The sequence below is a fragment of the Streptomyces sp. SPB074 genome (assembly GCF_000154905.1).
In the GTDB taxonomy this organism is placed as follows: Bacteria; Actinomycetota; Actinomycetes; order Streptomycetales; family Streptomycetaceae; genus Streptomyces.
Genome location: NZ_GG770539.1, coordinates 5286625 through 5290315, shown reverse-complemented (window position 1 = coordinate 5290315; position 3691 = coordinate 5286625). Strand labels below are relative to the sequence as shown.

The window sequence follows — 3691 nt, the reverse complement described above, 5'->3', positions numbered from 1 at the left end:
CCCCCCGGGCGGCGGCGATCCGCAGAATCAGGGGTGTCGGGCCGCCGGGGCCCGACCGGGCCCGTGGGCCCGCGGTGGGTGAAGAGGTGGATCATGGGCGGGCTGACGGCGCACGAGGACGAGGGCGGGCGGCGCGTGTACGCGCGCTTGCGCGCCGGGGAGCGGGCCGCCGAGCGGTTCCTCGCGACGGCGGACGGCGCGGGCCCCGGGGACGAGGGCCGGGGACCGCTGCGGGCCTTCCGGGCCGCCGGGCGCGGGGCCGCGCTCGCGGGTGTCTCGCTCGTCGTGTCCTGCCTGTTGTTCTGCCTCGTACTGGTCTCGGTCTGCCTCGTCCCGCTCGGCGTCGGGCTCCTCACGACGCCCCCGGTCCTCGCCGTGATCCGCGAGTACGCGCTGGGCCGCCGGGAGCGGGCCCGTGCCTGGGGCGGAATGCGGATCGGGCTCGCGTACCGTCCCCTGCCGCCGCTGCGACCAGGCTTCGCGGGCGAGGCGGGGCTGTGCCTCGCGCTGCTGCGGGACCCGGCCACGTGGCGGGACATCGGCTGGCTGCTCCTGGACTGCACGGCGGGCGTCGTCCTCTCCGTCCTCGCGCCGCTCGTGCTGCTCTACCCGGTGTGGGGCGCGGTGCTCGCCGCCGGGGGCTGGCGGATCTTCGAGGACAGCCCGGAGTGGTACCTGTTCGTCCCCGTGGACAGCCAGGTGACGGGTCTGCTCGCGCTCGCCGTCGGCGTGGTGATCGCCCTGACGGCGCGCTGGTCGGCCCCGGCGCTCCTGCGGGCGTACTTCCGCCTGACGCGTGCGGCGCTCGCGCCGGGCCGCGAGCGGGAGATGGCCGCGCGGATCGACCGGCTCACCGCCACGCGGGAGGACGCCGTCGACAACTCGGCGGCCGAACTGCGCCGCATCGAACGGGACCTGCACGACGGGGCGCAGGCGCGGCTCGTCGCGGTGGGCATGGACCTCGGGCTCAACGAGTCGCTCGTGGAACGGGACCCGGCGAAGGCGAAGGAACTCCTCGGCAAGGCGCGGCAGTCCTCGGCGGAGGCGCTCGGCGAGCTGCGGGACCTCGTGCGCGGCATCCACCCCCCGGTGCTCGCCGAGCGCGGGCTCGTGGACGCGGTACGGGCCCTGGCGCTGCGGCTGCCCGTCGAGACGGAGGTGGTCGCCGACGTGCCGGGGCGCGCCGAGGCGCCGGTCGAGGCGGCGGCGTACTTCGCGACGAGCGAGCTGCTGGCCAACGCGGTCAAGCACGCGGGCGCGGACCGGATCCGGATCGACCTGGGGCACCGCGAGGGGCGGTTGCGGATCAGCGTCGGGGACAACGGCGGGGGCGGAGCGGCACTCGCGAAGGGGACGGGGCTCGCGGGCGTCGAGCGGCGGCTCGGTACCTTCGACGGTGTCCTGGCCGTCAGCTCTCCCCCCGGCAGCCCCACCCTGGCCACCGTGGAGCTGCCGTGCGTGTTGTCCTAGCCGAGGACCTGTTTCTGCCGCGGGACGGTCTCGTACGGCTGCTGGAGGCGTACGACTGCGAGATCGTCGCCGCGGTGGAGAGCGGGCCCGAGCTGAGCCGGGCGCTCGCCGAGGAGCGGCCGGACGTGGCGGTCGTGGACGTGCGGCTGCCGCCCTCGTACACCGACGAGGGCTTGCGGTGCGCGCTCGCGGCGCGGCGGGAGCGGCCCGGGCTGCCGGTGCTCTCGCAGCACGTCGAGCAGTTGTACGCGCGGGAGTTGCTGGCGGACGGCGCGGGCGGGGTCGGGTACCTGCTCAAGGGCCGGGTCTTCGACGCGGAGCAGTTCGTCGCGGCGGTGCGGCAGGTCGCGGCGGGCGGCACGGCGATGGACCCGCAGGTGATCTCGCAGTTGCTGCGCCGCCCGGCCGCCGAACGGCCGCTCGCGCGGCTCACGGCGCGTGAGCGGGAGGTGCTCGAACTCATGGCGCAGGGCCGCTCGAACGCGGCGATCGCGGAACGCCTCGTGGTGACCGAGCGGGCGGTCGCGAAGCACACGTCGAACATCTTCCGCCTCGGCCTGGAGATCTCCGACGACGACAACCGCCGGGTCCTCGCGGTGCTCGCCTTCCTCGACGGGCGGCGGCCGGGGCAGTCGGGCGGGGGCAGGTGACCTCGGGGGGCGTGTCTCGTTGCGCTTGGCGTGGATTCCGCCAAGCTCGCCCTTCGAACCTCCCGCCGGTCGCGTTCCGGCGCCGCCCCCTCATCGCCCGGCGCCGCGCCGGTCGGCTTCGCGCAGGCGGAGGCGGCCCTCGTCGAGCACTACCCGCGGCTCGTGCGGCTCGCGCACCTCGTGCTGCCCGCCTCGCTCGGCCGCGCCCGCCGGGTCCTGGCGGCGCACGCCCTCACCCAGCGGGCGCTGCCGCGGCCCAGGGACCTCGCGGGCCGGCGGGTGCCGGGGCCGCGCGCGGCGGAGGCGGGCGGGCCGGGCGGCGTCCCGGCGCGCGACGCGGGGTACGCCTGCGTACGGCTGCGGGTGCTGCGCGAGGCGCTGCGGGCCTGCGGCGAGGGCGGCGGGAAGGCGCGGGTGCCGTCCGGGCTGCCGCGGGTGTGGGGGCTCAGGCTCTTCCCGCGCGCGGGCGGCAGTGAGGAGATCGCCCTCGACCAGGCGCTGTCGCGGCTGAGCGCGGCGGCCAGGGCCGCGTACGCGCTGGCCCACCTGGAGGGCCTGGACGCGGCGGCGACGCGGGCGCTGCTCGCGGAGGCGGGCGCGCGGGACGCGGACGCCGCGCTGCACGAGGCGGCCGGGGTGGAGGTCCCGGCGGGGGCGCACGCGGCGGCGCTGCTCGCCTCGCCGGAGTTCGACCCCTGCTCGCTCCAGGCACGGCCCACGGATCTCGTCCGCCGCCGGCAGGGCGCGCGGGCGCTCGGCGCGGGCGCGGCGGTGCTCCTCGTGTGCGGGGCGGCGTTCACCGGGTGGTCGCTCACGCGCGCGCAGGAGCCCGCGTACGTGCCGAGCGCGGCGGAGCGCGAGGCGCTGGACCCGGCGCGCCTGACGACGGTGGCGCCGGACGCCTGGGAGACGGCCTCGCGCCGCGACTTCTCGGTGTGGCCGGCGCGCGGCGACCTCCTCCAGGACCGCGCGCTGCTCGGCCGGGCGCTGCGCGCCTGGGCCGGCCCGGGCGCCCGTACGCACGTCTCGGCGACGCCCGGTACGCCGCTCGGCGGCCCGGCGGGCTCGCCGAAGCTCCTGTGGGCGGGGCACACGGCGGGGGCGGACGTCGTGCTCTTCTACGACGGGCTGCGCCTCGTGCGGTACGCGGAGGCGGCGGGTGACGGTTTCGGCGACCCGGCGCTCGATCTCGTCCGGGCCGACAACGTGGACGAGACGGGTGCGGCGGTGGTCGCGGTCGCGCGTACCGACGGCAACGTGCGCTATCTGACCGCGCCGTGGGTGAAGTCCGTGGCGCAGCGCGATCTGCGGACCCCGGCGCGGGCGTCCACGCCGTTCACGACGGAGCCGGACGGGACGGTGTGGCCCTTCCAGCAGCCGGGCCGCACGCCCGCCCCCGACGGGGGCTGCACGACGTGGAACACGGTGCAGGTCACCGGGCGCGACGGTCACGCGCGGCTGTACGCGGACCTCGGCGACCTGCTGCCCGCGCACCTGACGACCGGCCCGCCGGGGGCGCCGGGCGAGGTGGACGACCTCCCGCCGCCGGAGCGCCTGGGCGCCCTCGGCGT

3 protein-coding genes are annotated in these 3691 nt (G+C 77.8%); all 3 read left to right on the top strand.

All coding sequences use genetic code 11. The annotated features are described in order from the left end of the window. The first annotated feature begins 93 nt into the window (after positions 1–93). The gene (locus tag SSBG_RS22410) at positions 94–1470 is read left to right on the top strand and encodes a sensor histidine kinase (RefSeq protein ID WP_008748353.1); all 1377 of its coding nucleotides are present in this window, start codon (positions 94–96) and stop codon (positions 1468–1470) included. Further along, positions 1455–2120, top strand: coding sequence for a LuxR C-terminal-related transcriptional regulator (locus tag SSBG_RS22405; protein WP_008748352.1), 666 nt, complete (start codon positions 1455–1457; stop codon positions 2118–2120). The genes SSBG_RS22410 and SSBG_RS22405 overlap by 16 nt, the downstream gene beginning before the upstream one ends. A gap of 30 nt (positions 2121–2150) precedes the next feature. Further along, positions 2151–3691: hypothetical protein (locus tag SSBG_RS22400; RefSeq protein WP_008748351.1), on the top strand; the 1541-nt coding region annotated here is incomplete at its 3' end.